The organism is Streptomyces sp. NPDC104814 (genome assembly GCF_055583185.1).
On the sequence record NZ_JBVJOL010000002.1, the window covers coordinates 850211 to 865579 of the forward strand.

The 15369-nt window shown below is 70.9% G+C and carries 12 protein-coding genes; 5 read left to right on the forward strand and 7 right to left on the reverse strand.

Annotated features, from left to right (window positions below; translation table 11 throughout):
- Positions 1 to 95: 95 nt before the first annotated feature.
- Positions 96 to 857, reverse strand: a complete 762-nt coding sequence (locus tag ACZ64A_RS12350; RefSeq protein ID WP_469809966.1) for an ABC transporter ATP-binding protein — start codon at positions 855 to 857, stop codon at positions 96 to 98.
- Positions 854 to 1369, reverse strand: a complete 516-nt coding sequence (locus ACZ64A_RS12355) for a PadR family transcriptional regulator (protein WP_103784200.1) — start codon at positions 1367 to 1369, stop codon at positions 854 to 856. The genes ACZ64A_RS12350 and ACZ64A_RS12355 overlap by 4 nt, the downstream gene beginning before the upstream one ends.
- Positions 1370 to 1697: 328 nt before the next feature.
- Here ACZ64A_RS12355 and ACZ64A_RS12360 point away from each other — a divergent pair, with 328 nt between their 5' ends.
- The 5 genes from ACZ64A_RS12360 to ACZ64A_RS12380 all read left to right on the forward strand — a co-directional run bounded on the left by ACZ64A_RS12360 (position 1698) and on the right by ACZ64A_RS12380 (position 8315).
- Positions 1698 to 2969 (forward strand): ABC transporter substrate-binding protein, encoded by a 1272-nt coding sequence (locus tag ACZ64A_RS12360; protein WP_469809968.1) that lies wholly within the window; start codon positions 1698 to 1700, stop codon positions 2967 to 2969.
- Between the two features lie 135 nt (positions 2970 to 3104).
- Positions 3105 to 4733 carry a glycoside hydrolase family 13 protein gene (locus tag ACZ64A_RS12365; RefSeq protein WP_469809969.1) on the forward strand — a complete coding sequence of 543 codons (1629 nt, stop codon included), beginning with the start codon at positions 3105 to 3107 and terminating at the stop codon, positions 4731 to 4733.
- Between the two features lie 49 nt (positions 4734 to 4782).
- Positions 4783 to 6111 carry an ABC transporter substrate-binding protein gene (locus ACZ64A_RS12370; RefSeq protein WP_469809971.1) on the forward strand — a complete coding sequence of 443 codons (1329 nt, stop codon included), beginning with the start codon at positions 4783 to 4785 and terminating at the stop codon, positions 6109 to 6111.
- Between the two features lie 6 nt (positions 6112 to 6117).
- Positions 6118 to 7479, forward strand: coding sequence for an ABC transporter permease subunit (locus ACZ64A_RS12375; RefSeq protein WP_469809972.1), 1362 nt, complete (start codon positions 6118 to 6120; stop codon positions 7477 to 7479).
- Positions 7476 to 8315: a carbohydrate ABC transporter permease gene (locus ACZ64A_RS12380; RefSeq protein ID WP_469809973.1), complete on the forward strand. Its 840-nt coding sequence runs from the start codon at positions 7476 to 7478 to the stop codon at positions 8313 to 8315. Before ACZ64A_RS12375 ends, ACZ64A_RS12380 begins: the two co-directional genes overlap by 4 nt.
- An 83-nt stretch (positions 8316 to 8398) precedes the next feature.
- Here the strand turns inward: ACZ64A_RS12380 and pgl are convergent, their stop codons facing one another.
- Genes pgl through tkt form a run of 5 tightly spaced genes read right to left on the reverse strand, consistent with a single transcriptional unit; the run spans position 8399 to position 15100 of the window.
- Positions 8399 to 9181 (reverse strand): 6-phosphogluconolactonase, encoded by a 783-nt coding sequence (pgl, locus tag ACZ64A_RS12385; RefSeq protein WP_469809974.1) that lies wholly within the window; start codon positions 9179 to 9181, stop codon positions 8399 to 8401.
- Positions 9178 to 10314, reverse strand: a complete 1137-nt coding sequence (opcA, locus tag ACZ64A_RS12390) for a glucose-6-phosphate dehydrogenase assembly protein OpcA (RefSeq protein ID WP_469809975.1) — start codon at positions 10312 to 10314, stop codon at positions 9178 to 9180. Before opcA ends, pgl begins: the two co-directional genes overlap by 4 nt.
- Positions 10311 to 11837 carry a glucose-6-phosphate dehydrogenase gene (gene zwf / locus ACZ64A_RS12395; RefSeq protein ID WP_469810186.1) on the reverse strand — a complete coding sequence of 509 codons (1527 nt, stop codon included), beginning with the start codon at positions 11835 to 11837 and terminating at the stop codon, positions 10311 to 10313. Before zwf ends, opcA begins: the two co-directional genes overlap by 4 nt.
- A gap of 22 nt (positions 11838 to 11859) precedes the next feature.
- Positions 11860 to 12978, reverse strand: a complete 1119-nt coding sequence (gene tal / locus ACZ64A_RS12400; protein ID WP_469809976.1) for a transaldolase — start codon at positions 12976 to 12978, stop codon at positions 11860 to 11862.
- A 34-nt stretch (positions 12979 to 13012) separates the two neighbouring features.
- Positions 13013 to 15100, reverse strand: a complete 2088-nt coding sequence (tkt, locus tag ACZ64A_RS12405; protein WP_469809977.1) for a transketolase — start codon at positions 15098 to 15100, stop codon at positions 13013 to 13015.
- Positions 15101 to 15369 lie beyond the last annotated feature (269 nt).

Here is a 15369-nt window from a genome sequence, read left to right on the forward strand (position 1 = left end):
GGGCCGCAGCACGGCTCGCCCGCGAGTGGCCACCATGGCGAGCCCCGCTCCCGTCCTCGCTCCGCCGGCGTCCGTGACCAGTCCGTTCACCGGGCTCATTCCGTCAGCTCCAGTACGCCCGAGGTGCCGCGGCCGCGGGCCGGCGGAGCGGCGTCCAGCGTCGCGTCGTCCACGATCCGGCCGTCGAAGAAGCTGATGACGCGGTCCGCGGCGCTCGCCAGCCGGGCGTCATGGGTGACCAGCACGATCGTCTGGCCGCGCTGGTGGAAGCGGGACAGCAGCCGCATCACCTCACGGGTGCCCTTGCTGTCCAGACTGCCGGCGGGCTCGTCGGCCAGCAGCAGCGGCGGGTGGTTGACCAGGGCCCGGGCGAGGGCCACGCGCTGCTGCTCACCGCCGGACAGCTCACCCGGCATGCTGCGCTCCTTGCCGGCGAGACCCAGCTCGGCCAGCAGCTCCTCCCGCTCGGCGCGGGCCCGCTTCGGCGCCACCCCGGCGAGCAGCGCGGGCAGCTCGACGTTGTCGGCGACCGACAGGTTGGAGACCAGATTGAAGAACTGGAAGACGATGCCGATGCGTTTGCGCCGCTCCACCGCCCAGCGGGCCTCGCTCCAGGTGTCCGTGCGGGCCTCACCCAGCCAGACGCTGCCCCGGTCCGGCCGCTGCAGCCCGCCCAGCAGGTGCAGCAGCGTCGACTTGCCGGCGCCGGACGGGCCCGTGACGGCCACGAACTCACCGGCCGCGACGCTCAGGTCGACGCCGCGCACGGCTTGCGCGGGGGCGCCCTCGCCGTGGTGGGTCTTCACCAGCCCCTCGGCGCGCAGCACGGGAGCCGAAGTCCGCGTGTCCTCGCTCACTCCAGCTCCTCCAGCTCTTCCTGGCACCGCTCCAGCCAGTCCAGGTCGGCCTGCAGATGCAGCATCGCGCCCTCGATCAGCAGATGGGCGATGCGGTTCTCCCGGCTCTCCGACGCCGCCAGCTTCGACAGGCTCCGCATGGTGTTCAGGTACTGGCGCCGCTGGCGGTTGATGAGGGCGATCTGGTCGGCGAGACCGGTCTGCGGGGCGAGCGCGAGCTTCATGAAGAACTCGTCCCGCACCCGCGGCTCGTCCTCGGTGTCCTCGAACCAGGTGCTCAGCGCCTCCCGGCCGGCGTCGGTGAGGTGGTAGATCTTCTTGTTCGGCCGACTGGACTGCTCGACCTCCTCGCCCTCGATCAGCCCTTGCTTCTCGAGGCGGCCGAGGGTCACATAGATCTGGCCGATGTTCGGCTGAGGGTACGCGGAGCCCAGCAGTTGCTCAAGGTCCTGCTTCAGCTCGTAGCCATGGGCCGGACCACGGGCCAGGAGTGCCAGGAGGGGCAGGCGCACGCCGTCGGTCCTCCTGTCTGGTCAATGTGCTCCAGGCCTCTAGGGCCTGCCGTCAATTTCCCGCCTGCCCGGCGGCGCCTGGCACGCACGCCCCCAAGATCTTCGACCAGGGGGGACCCCCAGCCGCGTTGCCGAACCGCCCACGTGGCTCCGCCACGAGGGCGCTCCGGCGCCTTGCGATCGCACGCACCAGGCACCGCCGGGCCCGCCCTCCGGGCGGACGCCGAGAAATTGACGGCAGGCCCTAGTATCGCGCATTACCTAACAGGTATACATGGCCTCTGACCCCGGGCGAGGGTGCCCGTGGCCGGTGTACAGGGAGGAACCTATGCGGTGGATACGTGCCGCCGGTAGGGGCCTCCTCGTTCTCGCCGTCGTACTCACCGGTTACGTCGCCTCCGGAGCCCGCGCCGACGAGGGGGCCGCGGGTGGCCGAGGGCCGCTCACCCTGGCCACGGCCGGGGATCTCACCGGCTACCTGGGCCCCCTTCTCCAGGGCTGGAACGACAGTCATCCGGGGGAGAAGGTCACCCTCGTCGAGCTGCCCGACTCCGCCGACGAGACCCGCGCCCAGATGGTCACGGACCTGCGCGGCGGCGACCGCGGCCGGTTCGACGTGCTGAACATCGACGTCGACTGGACCTCGGAGTTCGCCGCGGCCGGCTGGATCGCCCCGCTGCCGCGCGCCCGTTTCCCGCTGCACACCTTCCTGCCGCCGGTCGTGGACACGGCCACGTACGACGGCCGGCTCTACGCCGTGCCGTACGTGACCAACGCCGGGCTGCTGCTGTACCGCAAGGACGTCCTCGCCAAGGAGGGCCTGCCGCCGCCGCGCACCTGGGCCGAGCTGGAACGCGATGCCAGGACGATCGCACCGAGGTACGGCCTCGACGGGTACGCCGGCCAGTTCCTGCCCTACGAGGGGCTGACCGTGAACGCGGCCGAGGCGGTCTACTCGGCCGGCGGCACCATCCTCGGCGACGAGGGCGCCCGGGTCACCGTGGACTCCGCGGCCGCCCGTGAGGGCATCGGCTTCCTGGTGCGCGGCCTGCGTGAGGGCTGGATCCCCAAGGCGGCGCTGACCTACAAGGAGGAGGAGTCCAAACAGGCGTTCCAGGACGGCCGGCTGCTCTTCCTGCGCAACTGGCCCTACGCCTACGCCGTCGCCTCCGCCCCCGGTTCCCGGGTCGCCGGCAAGATCGGCGTCGTACCGCTGCCGGGGCCCGACGGTCCCGGCACCAGCGTGCTCGGCGGGTCCAACCTGGCCGTGAACGCCCATGCCCGGCACCCGGAGTCGGCCGAGCGCCTGATCGCGTATCTGACCAGCGAGCGCGTGCAGCGCCAGGTCCTCACGCAAGGCGCGCTGCCGCCCGTACGCGCCGATCTCTACGACGATCCGGCCCTGGTGCGGCGGTTCCCGTATCTGCCGACCCTGCGGATGAGCGTGCTGAACGCCGCGCCGCGTCCCAAGAGCCCGCACTACGACCAGGTCAGCCTGGTGGTGCAGGCGGTCGTGCACGACGCGCTCACCGGCCGCCAGACGCCCGCCGCGGCGGTACGGCGACTGGCGCGCGAGCTGGCCGCCACCTCCCGCGGATAGTTACCTGTTAGGTAACGCGGACGTCTCATCTGCTCGCTGGATGCCCTGAACCGTCCCGTTTTGTCGTGCCAACTCCACGGTAGCTTCTGTTCTTTTCATTGACACCCGCGCGACACGGCTACCTAACATGCATGCATGTTGAGTAAGTACCGCTGGTGGCGTGACGCGGTGATCTACCAGGTGTACGTCCGCAGCTTCCTGGACAGCACCGGCGACGGCATCGGCGATCTCGCGGGCGTGCGAGCCGGACTGCCGTACCTGAAGAAGCTCGGCGTGGACGGGATCTGGCTGAGCCCCTTCTACCCCTCGCCGCAGCACGACCACGGCTACGACGTCGCCGACTACTGCGACGTCGACCCGCTCTTCGGCGACCTCGCCGAGTTCGACCTGCTGATCGCGGCCGCCCGGCGCCTCGGCATCAGGGTCCTGCTGGACATCGTCCCGAACCACTGCTCCAGCGCGCACCCGTGGTTTCGCGAGGCCCTGGCGAGCGCGCCCGGCAGCCCGGCCCGCGCCCGCTTCCACTTCGCCGACGGCCGCGGCCCGGACGGCGGCGAGCCGCCCAACAACTGGCACGCCATGTTCGGCGGCCCGGCATGGACCAGGGTCACCGAGGCGGACGGCCGGCCCGGCCAGTGGTACCTGCACATGTTCACGCCCGAGCAGCCCGACTGGAACTGGCGCAACCCCGAGATCACCGCCGAGTTCGACCGGGTCCTGCGGTTCTGGCTGGACCGCGGTGTCGACGGCTTCCGCATCGATGTCGCCGCCGGCCTGTACAAGCACCCCGCGCTGCCCGACTCCGACGACCCGGAGGCCGACGCCCGCACCCGCGACTCGGTCAACCCGCTCGCCTGGAACCAGCCCGAGGTGCACGACGTGTGGCGGCACTGGCGCTCCGTCTGCGAGGAGTACGCCGAGCGCGACGGACGCGAACGCCTCCTCGTCGGCGAGGTCTCCGTGCCCACCGCCCGCGAACACGCCCGGTACGTACGCCCCGACGAACTGCACCAGGCCTTCTTCTTCGACCTGCTCGGCGCCCCCTGGGACGCCGACGCCTTCCGCAAGGTCATCTCCGAGGCCATGCAGGACATCGCCGGCACCGGCTCCACGGTCACCTGGGTCCTCAACAACCACGACCAGGTCCGCACCGTCACCCGCTACGGCGAACCCACCCCGCACGGCAGCGGCCTCGGCGCCGCCCGCGCCCGCGCCGCCGCGCTGCTGATGCTGGCGCTGCCCGGTGCGGCGTACATCTACCAGGGGGAGGAGCTGGGCCTGCCCGAGGTCGTCGACCTGCCCGACGACGTGCTCACCGACCCGATCTTCCGCCGCACCGGCAGCCGGGCCCGCATCCGTGACGGCTGCCGGGTGCCGCTGCCCTGGTCGGGGCAGGCCTCCCCGTTCGGCTTCACCTCCGGCGCCGAGACCGCCAAACCCTGGCTGCCGCAGCCGGACTACTTCGCCGAGTACGCCACCGACCGCGCGCTCGCCGACACCCGCTCCTTCTGGCACCTCTACCGCGACGGCCTGCAGCTGCGCCGCCAGCTGCCGCAACTGGGCGAGGGCGAGCTGCGCTGGCTGGACACCCCGCCCGGGGTGCTCGCCTTCACCCGCGGCGACGGCCTGGTCTGCGCCGTCAACTTCACCACCGCCAAGGCCGCCGCACCGGCGCCCGGCACCCCGCTGCTGTCCAGCGGCCCCTGCCCCGTCCCCGGCGAACTGCCCGGCTCCACGGCCGCCTGGTGGATCGCCGACCTCTGAGCCCGCCCGTCAGCCCGCCCGTTACCCACCCTTCGAAGGGACATCGACGATGATGCGACGACGTACCACCCTGCTCACCGGCTGCACCGCCCTCGTGCTCGCGCTCGGCGCCACCGCCTGCGGCGGCAGCACGCCGGTCTCCGCCGGCGGCGGCGACAAGGCGCTCAGCGGCAAGACCGTCACCGTCGCCGGTGTCTGGTCCGGCAGCGAGCAGAAGAACTTCCAGAAGGTCCTCGACGCGTTCAGCGAGAAGACCGGCGCGAAGACGCAGTTCGTCTCCACCGGCGACAACGTCTCCACCGTGGTCGGCAGCAAGATCGAGGGCGGCAACGCCCCCGACGTCGTGATGGTCCCGCAGGTCGGCGTGCTCCAGCAGTTCGCGAAGAAGGGCTGGCTCAAGCCGCTGTCGCCGGCCGCCCAGCAGACCATCGGCGCCGACTACGCCCCCGTGTGGAAGACGTACGGCAGCGTCGACGGCACCCTGTACGGCCTGTACTTCAAGGCCGCCCACAAGTCCACCGTCTGGTACAGCCCCACCGCCCTCACCCAGGCCGGCGTCAAGCCGCCGGCCACCTACGACGAGATGCTGAAGGCCGGGCACACCGTCTCCGACTCCGGACTCGCCGCGTTCGCGGTCGCCGGACAGGACGGCTGGACCCTCACCGACTGGTTCGAGAACATCTACCTCTCCCAGGCCGGCCCCGAGAAGTACGACGCCCTCGCCGCCCACAAGCTGAAGTGGACCGACGCGTCCGTCGTCAAGGCGCTCGAGACGCTCGGCAAGCTCTTCAAGGACAAGCAGCTCATCGCGGGCGGACAGAACGAGGCCCTGAACACCGACTTCCCCGGCTCGGTGGAGAAGGTGTTCGGTCCCAAGCCCCAGGCCGGCATGGTCTACGAGGGCGACTTCGTGGCCGGAGTCGCACACGACCAGTTCGGCAAGAACATCGGCACGGACGCGAACTTCTTCCCCTTCCCCGCGGTCGACGGCGGCAAGGCCCCGGTCGTCAGCGGCGGCGACGCGGCCGTCGTCCTCAAGGACGGCAAGAACGCCGACGCTGGCATGAAGCTGCTGGAGTACCTGGCCACCCCGGAGGCGGCGGCCGTATGGGCGAAGGCGGGCGGCTTCCTGTCCCCGAACAAGAAGCTCGACCTCGGCAGTTACGGCGACGACGTCACCCGCGCCACCGCCAAGTCGCTGATCGCCGCCGGTGACTCGGTCCGCTTCGACATGTCCGACCAGGCGCCGGCCTCCTTCGGCGGCACCAAGGGCGTCGGCGAGTGGAAGCTGCTCCAGGACTTCCTGCGCGACCCGTCGGACGCGAAGGGCACGGCCGCCAAGCTGGAGGCCGCCGCGGCCAAGGCGTACCAGGGCTGATCAGCGATGACCGCCACCCTCACGAAAGAGGCGAGCCCCCCGCGCGACGCGCCGGGCGCCCCGCGCGCCCGGCGGCTCAAGCGGCGCGGGCGGATCATCGCCCTGCTGTTCGTCTTCCCCGCCCTGCTGCTGCTCGGCGCGCTCGTCGTCTACCCGGTGCTGTTCTCCGTCGGCCGAAGCTTCTTCGACGCCTCCGGCACCCGCTTCGTCGGCGGCGACAACTACACCGAGATGTTCCGCGACCCGGCGACGCTCAAGGCCATCCGCAACACCACGATCTGGGTGGTGGTGGCCCCCGCGCTGCTCACCGGGCTCGGCCTGATCCTGGCCGTGCTGGTGGAGAAGGTCCGCTGGGCCACCGCCTTCAAGCTGCTGCTGTTCATGCCGATGGCCGTGTCCTTCCTCGCCGCCGGCATCATCTTCCGCCTCGCCTACGACGAGGACCCCGACAAGGGCGTCCTCAACGCGGCCGTGGTCTCCGTCCACGACGCCTTCACCGGCACCTCCTCCTATCCGACGGCCCGCATCCGGGACGGACAGGGCCTCGAACAGGGCCGGGACGGCTCGTACCTGACGACCGCCGGCGTCCGGCCGGGGCAGTCGGCGGCGCTCGGTCTGGTCGGTGTCCTGCCGGGGGACCTGCCCAAGGACGTCCGCCCCGCCTACGGGGCCGCCGCCCGCACGGCCGCCGCCGACGAGGTGCGCGGAGTGGTCTACCTCGACTTCACACCCGGCGGCGGAGGACGCCAGGGCCACGTCGACCCCCAGGAGAGCGGCCTGCCCGGGATGAAGGTGGAAGCGGTCCGCGACGGGCACACCGTCGCGAGCGCGACGACCGGCTCCGACGGCTCCTTCCGCCTCGCCGGGCTCGACGACGGCACGTACACCCTGAAGCTGCCCAAGGCGAACTTCGCCCCGCCCTACCAGGGCGTCTCCTGGCTCGGGCCGACCCTGGTCACGCCGGCGATCATCGGGGCCTACCTGTGGATCTGGACCGGCTTCGCGATGGTCCTCATCGGCGCCGGCCTGTCCACGCTGCCCCGGGACGCGCTGGAGGCGGCGCGGATGGACGGCGCGAACGAGTGGCAGATCTTCCGCCGGATCACCGTGCCGCTGCTGGCGCCGGTCCTCACGGTCGTCTTCGTCACCCTCGTCATCAACGTGATGAAGGTGTTCGACCTCGTCTACATCATCGCGCCCGGACCGGTGCAGGAGGACGCGACGGTCCTCGCCACCCAGATGTGGCTGGTGTCCTTCGGCGGCGGCAACAACCAGGGCCTCGGCAGCGCCCTCGGCGTCCTGCTGCTGCTCCTGGTCATCCCCGCGATGGTCTTCAACGTCCGCCGCTTCCGAAGGAGTCAGCGATGAACGCGGTCAGGCGGGGCCTCGGCAACGCCGTGGTGCAGGCCTTCCTCGTGGTGATCGCCCTGGTGTGGGTGACCCCGCTCGCGGGACTGTTCCTGTCCTCGCTGCGATCGGCCTCGGACACGGCCAAGGGCGGCTGGTGGACGGTGTTCGCCAGCCCCGGCCAACTCTCCTTCGACAACTACTCGGCGCTGCTGAAGAACGCCGGCATCACCCAGGCGTTCTGGAACACCGTGGCCATCTCGGTGCCGACGACCGTCCTCGTGGTCGTCCTCGCCGCGCTCGCCGGATACGCCTTCGCCTGGCTGGACTTCCCGCTGCGCGAGCCGCTGTTCCTGCTCGTGGTGGCGCTGCTGGTGGTGCCGGTGCAGATCGGCCTGCTGCCGGTCGCCAAACTCTTCGGGCAGCTGGGCCTGTTCGGCACCATCCCCGGCGTCGTCCTCTTCCACGTCGCCTACGGGCTGCCGTTCGCCGTGTTCCTGCTGCGCAACTACTTCGCCGAGATGCCGAAGGAGATGCTGGAGGCGGCCCGGATGGACGGCGGCAGCGAGTGGCGCATCTTCATCCGGCTCGTCCTGCCGGTGGGACGCCCGGCGCTCGCGTCGCTGGCCATCTTCCAGTTCCTGTGGGTGTGGAACGACATGCTGGTGGCGCTGCTCTTCGCGGACAGCTCCTCGCAGCCACTGACCGTGCAACTCCAGTCGCAGATCCGGCAGTTCGGCAGCAACATCGACGTCCTGGCGCCGGGGGCCTTCCTGTCCCTGATCGTGCCCGTGGTGGTGTTCTTCGCCTTCCAGCGGCACTTCGTGCAAGGCGTGATGGCCGGATCGGTGAAGTAGGCAGCCGGGCAGCCGGGCAGCGAAAAGACGCCGGGCGGACCGATTCCTCGGCCCGCCCGGCGTCCCGCGTCAGAAATCCCCGCTCACGGAGAGGACGGCGGGTACAGCGACCTCGGCAGCTGCGAAGCCGCCGCCGTGTCCAGCAGCCACAGGGTGCGGGCACGACCCCGGGCACCGGCGGCCGGGGCCTGGATCTCACCCGCGCCCGACAGCGCCATCGCCGCGGCCTGCGCCTTGTCCTCACCGGCCGCCAGCAGCCACACCTCACGGGCCGCCCGGATCGCCGGCAACGTCAGGGAGATCCGGGTCGGCGGCGGCTTCGGGGAGCCGTGCACCCCGACCACCGTCCGCTCGGTCTCCCGCACCCCCGGCAGCTCCGGGAACAGCGACGCCACATGCGCGTCCGGGCCGACGCCCAGCAGCAGCACGTCGAACACCGGGACCGGGCCGTGGTTCTCCGGGCCCGCCGCCCGCGCCAGCTCCTCCGCGTAGGCGGCTGCCGCCCCGTCCGCGTCGGTGCCGTACGGCCCGTCCGAGGCGGGCATGGCGTGCACCCGCTTCGGATCCAGCGGTACGGCGTCCAGCAGGGCCTCGCGCGCCTGGGTGACGTTGCGCTCCGGATCGCCCTCCGGCAGGAACCGCTCGTCGCCCCACCACAGGTCGAGGCGGGCCCAGTCGATCGCGTCCCGGGCCGGTGCGGCGGCGAGCGCCGCGAGGACGCCGTTGCCGTTGCGGCCGCCGGTGAGGACGACCGAGGCCGCACCGCGGGACGTCTGCGCGTCCACGATCCTGGTGATGAGACGGGCCGCGGCGGCCTGCGCCATCAGCTCCTTGTCGTGGTGCACGACCAGCTGCGGAGTGCTCACTTCGCCGCCGCCTTCCGCGCCGGGGACTTCCTGGCCGACTTGGCCGCCGCCTTCTTGGCCGGCGCCTTCGCGGCCTCCTCGACAGGAGTCCCGACGGCGACGGCGTCCCCGCCGGACCCGGTGTCACCGGTGTCCCCGGCGGGCTCCTCGGAGGGCTCTGCCGGGGCAGCGGTCTCCTCGGCGGCGGCCGGCGCCACCGAAGCCGGGGCGGTGTTCAGCTTCTCCACCCCGAACCGCAGCGCGGAGGCGTACGTGTCGTCCGGATCCAGCCGGCGCAGCTCCTCCGCGATCAGCTCGGAGGTCTCCCGGCGCTTGAGCGCCACCGCCCGGTCCGGCTGGCCCTGGACGGACAGCGTCGCCAGTGTGCCGTCCGCACGGTCCAGCTTGATCGGACCGCAGTCGGTGTCCATCCGGACCGCGGTCAGACCGGGGCCGGCCGACAGCGACCGTTTCACCGGTACGTCCAGCCGGTCCGCGAGCCACATCGCGAGCAGCTCGCAGCTCGGGTTGAACTCCTCGCCCTCCACCTCGACGGCCTGGACCCGGCACGTGACCTGGTCCAGCGCGGCCGCCAGCATCGAGCGCCACGGCGTGAGCCGGGTCCAGGCCAGGTCGGTGTCGCCGGGCGCGTAGGCCCGGGCGCGCGCCGCCAGCTCCCGTACCGGCTCCTCCGCCGCGTAGGAGTCCGTGACCCGGCGCTGCGCCAGCGCGCCGAGCGGGTCGTTCGCCGGGTCGAGCGGGGCGTTCACCGGCCACCACACGACGACCGGGGCGTCGGGAAGCAGCAGCGGCAGGACCACCGACTGGGCCTGGCCGACGACCTCGCCGTACAGGCGCAGCACGACCGTCTCGCCGGTGCCCGCCTCCGCGCCCACCCGCACCTCGGCGTCCAGACGGGACTGGGTGCGGTCGCGCGGGGTGCGCGAGACCCGCTTGATGACGACCAGCGTGCGCGAGGGGTGCTCGCGCGAGGCGTCGCTGGCCGCCTTCAGGGCGTCGTAGGCGTTCTCCTCGTCGGTGACGATGACCAGGGTCAGCACCATGCCGACGGCCGGGGTGCCGATGGCGCGGCGGCCCTGCACGAGTGCCTTGTTGACCTTGCTGGCCGTGGTGTCCGTCAGGTCTATCCTCATGGCCGGCGCCAGCTCCGTCCGTCGCGCTCCAGCATCTCGTCGGCCTCGGCCGGGCCCCAGGTACCGGCCTCGTACTGCGCCGGCCTGCCGTGGGCCGCCCAGTACTCCTCGATCGGGTCGAGGATCTTCCAGGACAGCTCGACCTCCTCCGTGCGCGGGAAGAGGTTGGCGTCACCGAGCAGCACGTCCAGGATCAGACGCTCGTACGCCTCCGGGCTGGACTCCGTGAAGGACTCGCCGTAGGCGAAGTCCATGGACACGTCCCGGATCTCCATCGAGGTGCCCGGCACCTTGGAGCCGAAGCGGACCGTCACGCCCTCGTCGGGCTGGACGCGGATGACGATCGCGTTCTGGCCCAGCTCCTCCGTCGCCGTGGTGTCGAAGGGGGAGTGCGGGGCGCGCTGGAAGACCACCGCGATCTCCGTCACGCGGCGGCCGAGCCGCTTGCCGGTGCGCAGATAGAAGGGGACGCCCGCCCAGCGGCGGTTGTCGATGCCGAGCTTGAGCGCCGCGTAGGTGTCGGTGGTGGAGCTCGGGTCGATGCCCTCCTCCTCCAGATAGCCGACCGCCTGCGCGCCACCCTGCCACCCGGCCGTGTACTGGCCGCGCACGGTGTCCCGGCCCAGGTCCTTGGGCAGCCGGACCGCGCCGAGCACCTTGGTCTTCTCCGCCGCCAGCGCGTCCGCGCCGAAGGAGGCGGGCTCCTCCATCGCGGTCAGCGCGAGCAGCTGCAGCAGGTGGTTCTGGATGACGTCCCGGGCGGCGCCGATGCCGTCGTAGTAACCGGCGCGGCCGCCGATGCCGATGTCCTCGGCCATCGTGATCTGGACGTGGTCGACGTAGGACCGGTTCCAGATCGGCTCGAACATCTGGTTGGCGAAGCGCAGCGCCAGGATGTTCTGGACGGTCTCCTTGCCCAGATAGTGGTCGATGCGGAAGACCTGGTCGGAGGCGAAGACCTCGTGGACGATCGCGTTGAGTTCCTCGGCCGACTTCAGGTCGTGGCCGAAGGGCTTCTCGATGACCGCCCGCCGCCAGGAGCCCTGCTTCTGGTCCGCGAGCCCGTGCTTCTTCAGCTGCTGGATCACGACCGGGAAGGACTTCGGCGGCACCGACAGGTAGAACGCGAAGTTCCCGCCCGTGCCCTGCGCCTTGTCCAGTTCCTCGATGGTGCCGCGCAGCCGCTCGAAGGCCTCGTCGTCGTCGAAGGTGCCCTGGACGAACCGCATGCCCTGGATGAGCTGCTGCCAGACCTCCTCCCGGAACGGCGTGCGGGAGTGTTCCTTGACGGCGTCGTGCACGACCTGGGCGAAGTCCTCGTGCTCCCAGTCGCGGCGGGCGAAGCCGACCAGCGAGAAGCCCGGCGGCAGCAGACCCCGGTTGGCGAGGTCGTACACGGCCGGCATCAGCTTTTTACGCGACAGATCGCCCGTGACGCCGAAAATGACCAGACCCGACGGCCCCGCGATACGCGGGAGCCGTCGGTCTGCGGGGTCACGCAGCGGGTTGCTGCCCGGGAGCAGCGGGTTGCTGCTTGACAAAGTGTCAGCCCTCCGAGGGAGCCAGGCGCTCGAGCTCCGCCTGCGTCGACTTGAGCAGGTCGTTCCAGGACGCCTCGAACTTCTCGACGCCCTCGTCCTCCAGCAGCTGCACGACCTCGTCGTACGAGATGCCCAGCTTCTCGATGGCGTCGAGGTCGGCGCGGGCCTGCTCGTAGGTGCCGGAGACGGTGTCGCCGGTGATCTCGCCGTGCTCCTCGGTGGCGAAGAGCGTGGCCTCCGGCATCGTGTTCACGGTGTTCGGCGCGACCAGCTCGGTGACGTACATGGTGTCCTTGTACGCCTTGTCCTTCACACCGGTGGAGGCCCACAGCGCACGCTGCGTGCGGGCGCCGGCCTTCTCCAGCGCCTTCCAGCGGTCCGAGGAGAAGACCTCCTCGTACGCCTGGTAGGCGAGGCGGGCGTTGGCGATGGCGGCCTTGCCGCGCAGCGCCTTGGCCTCGTCGGTGCCCAGCGCGTCGATCCGCTTGTCGATCTCGGTGTCCACGCGGGAGACGAAGAAGGACGCCACGGAGCGGATCTGCGACAGGTCCAGGCCGCGCTCCTTGGCCTTCTCCAGGCCGGACAGGTACGCGTCCATGACCTTGCGGTAGCGCTCCAGCGAAAAGATCAGCGTCACGTTGACGCTGATGCCGAGGCCGATGACCTCGGTGATCGCCGGGATGCCGGCCTCGGTGGCCGGGATCTTGATCAGCGTGTTGGGGCGGTCCACCAGCCAGGCGAGCTGCTTGGCCTCGGCGACGGTCGCCTTGGTGTCGTGCGCGAGGCGCGGGTCGACCTCGATGGAGACCCGGCCGTCCTGCCCGTCGGTCGCGTCGAAGACCGGGCGCAGGATGTCGGCGGCGTCCCGGACGTCCGCCGTGGTGATCATGCGGATGGCCTCTTCGACGGTGACCTTGCGGGCGGCGAGGTCGGACAGCTGCTGGTCGTAGCCGTCGCCCTGGGAGATCGCCTTCTGGAAGATCGTCGGGTTGGTGGTGACGCCCACGACGTGCTGCTCGTCGATCAGCTCGGCCAGGTTGCCGGACGTGATCCGCTTGCGCGACAGGTCGTCCAGCCAGATCGCGACGCCTTCGTCGGAGAGGCGCTTGAGTGCGTCTGTCATGGAAATTACATCTCCTACGTGTCGTGTGTGAGCGTCAGCGCTGGGCGGCTTCGAGGGATTCCCGGGCCTTCGCGGCCACGTTCTCGGCGGTGAAGCCGAACTCCCGGAAGAGCAGCTTGCCGTCCGCGGAAGCACCGAAGTGCTCCAGGGAAACGATGCGGCCGGCGTCCCCGACGTACTTGTGCCACGTGAGACCGACACCGGCCTCCACGGCGACACGGGCCTTCACGGACGGGGGCAGCACGCTGTCCCGGTACCCCTGGTCCTGCTGCTCGAACCACTCCACCGACGGCATGGACACGACCCGCGTGGGGATGCCCGCGGCCTGGAGCTGCTCACGGGCCTCGACGGCCACGTGCACCTCGGAGCCGGTCGCGATCAGCAGGACCTGCGCCTCGCCGCCTTCGGCCTCGAACAGCACATAGCCACCACGGGCCGCGTCGTCGTCGGGCTCGTAGGTCGGCACACCCTGGCGGGTGAGGACCAGGCCATGCGGCTGGCCCTTGCCGAACTCCTTCGTCCAGCGCCGCAGGATCTCGCGCCAGGCGATGGCGGTCTCGTTGGCGTCGGCCGGGCGCACGACGTTCAGGCCCGGGATCGCGCGCAGCGAGGCGAGGTGCTCCACCGGCTGGTGGGTCGGGCCGTCCTCGCCGAGACCGATGGAGTCGTGCGTCCACACGTACGTCACCGGCAGGTGCATCAGGGCCGACAGGCGCACCGCGTTGCGCATGTAGTCGGAGAACACCAGGAAGGTGCCGCCGTAGATACGGGTGTTGCCGTGCAGGGCGATGCCGTTCATCTCCGCGGCCATCGCGTGCTCGCGGATGCCGAAGTGGATGGTGCGGCCGTACGGGCTCGCCTCCGGCAGCGGGTTGCCCTCGGGCAGGAACGACGAGGTCTTGTCGATCGTCGTGTTGTTGGAGCCGGCGAGGTCGGCCGAGCCGCCCCACAGCTCCGGGATCACCGCGCCGAGCGCCTGCAGCACCTTGCCGGAGGCGGCGCGGGTGGCGACACCCTTGTCCGTCTCGAAGACCGGGAGCTTCTCCTCCCAGCCGGTGGGCAGCTCGCCCTTGGCGATGCGGTCGAACTCGGCCGCGCGCTCGGCGTCGGCGTCCCGCCACTCCTGGAAGGACTTCTCCCACTCCGCCTTGAACCGGCGGCCGCGCTCCAGGGCCTGCCGCGTGTGCTCGATGACCTCGTCGGCGACCTCGAAGCTCTGCTCCGGGTCGAAGCCGAGGACGCGCTTGGTGGCCGCGACCTCGTCGTCGCCGAGCGCCGAGCCGTGGGCGGCCTCGGTGTTCTGCGCGTTCGGGGCGGGCCAGGCGATGATCGAGCGCATCGCGATGAAGGACGGCCGGTCGGTGACCGCCTTGGCCTCCTGGATCGCGGCGTAGATCGCCTCCGGGTCCAGGTCGCCGTCGGCCTTGGCCTCCACCCGCTGCACGTGCCAGCCGTACGCCTCGTACCGCTTGCAGGTGTCCTCGGACACGGCCGTCTCGGTGTCGCCCTCGATCGAGATGTGGTTGTCGTCCCACAGCAGGATCAGGTTGCCGAGCTTCTGGTGGCCGGCCAGCGAGGACGCCTCGGCGGAGATGCCCTCCTGGAGGCAGCCGTCACCGGCGATGCAGTAGATGAAGTGGTCGAACGGGGACGTGCCGGGGGCCGCCTCCGGGTCGAACAGACCGCGCTCGTAGCGAGAGGCCATCGCCATGCCGACCGCGTTGGCGACACCCTGGCCGAGCGGGCCGGTGGTGGTCTCCACGCCGGTGGTGTGGCCGTACTCCGGGTGACCCGGGGTCCTCGAACCCCAGGTGCGGAACGACTTCAGGTCGTCCAGCTCCAGGCCGAAGCCGGCCAGGTACAGCTGGGTGTAGAGGGTCAGGGAGGAGTGTCCGGCGGACAGCACGAAGCGGTCACGCCCGACCCAGTCCGCGTCGGCGGGGTCGTGCCGCATCACCTTCTGGAAGAGGGTGTAGGCGGCCGGAGCCAGGCTCATCGCCGTGCCGGGATGGCCGTTGCCGACCTTCTGTACGGCGTCGGCGGCCAGGACGCGGGCGGTGTCCACGGCCCGCTGGTCCAGTTCGGTCCACTCGAAGTCTGTGGTGGTCGGCTTGGTGCTCACCCTTTTCAGGGCTCCTCTCCACATGTCGAATACCGGTCTGGTCGGGCGTGTGCCCACCGGTCGCCGGTGCACTGGGCGCCCACCGGCCGCTGTCGAGCCTACCCCCGTAAAGACGTGCGTTTTTCCCCGTCATTACAGACTGCCGGGACTGAGTGCGATCCGCCTCCTGACTGGGCCGTAAGGCATTCAGCACATGAATACGGACGCGCTCATCTGACCGCTCAATCGAGCTTCGCCATGCGCGGAAGAACGCATTCCGCAAACGGGTC